Annotated in this window: 2 pseudogenes; both read left to right on the top strand. The window is 56.6% G+C overall.

What is annotated here, in order from left to right:
* A pseudogene (locus QN399_RS26220) lies at positions 1–180 on the top strand (hypothetical protein); the annotation flags it as partial.
* 1 nt (position 181) lies between these two features.
* A pseudogene (locus QN399_RS26215) lies at positions 182–366 on the top strand (hypothetical protein); the annotation flags it as partial.

Here is a 366-nt window from a genome sequence, read left to right as displayed (position 1 = left end):
AGCGAGAAGTTGCAGCGCATGAGCAAAATGGTCAAAGACCTGCGCCAGCAAGAGCCGCAGGTCTCGTTGATTCAGCACTTCGTTGAAGTGCAGATCGCTGAAGCGAAACGAGAGAGTCAAGAAGAGGACGGCGATGACGCCCTGATCGATCCCCTCCATCTGCCACAGGAGGACGACTGATATGGCTAAGCCGCCCCTTAACGCGCCGCCACCGATTAGCCGTGAACCGTATGCCGGGATGATCGAAAACTTCCCCAGCGGCCAGGTTATTTATCTGGCCCCCGTTCCATTGCCTACCGATATGCCGGCTCAGGACTATGGAAATGCGGTAGGTGAGGTGAGCGACGCCCACATGGATTTTGGGCT

The organism is Pseudomonas sp. 10C3, assembly GCF_036346185.1.
In the GTDB taxonomy this organism is placed as follows: domain Bacteria; phylum Pseudomonadota; class Gammaproteobacteria; order Pseudomonadales; family Pseudomonadaceae; genus Aquipseudomonas.
This window is presented reverse-complemented; position numbering and strand designations above follow the sequence as displayed.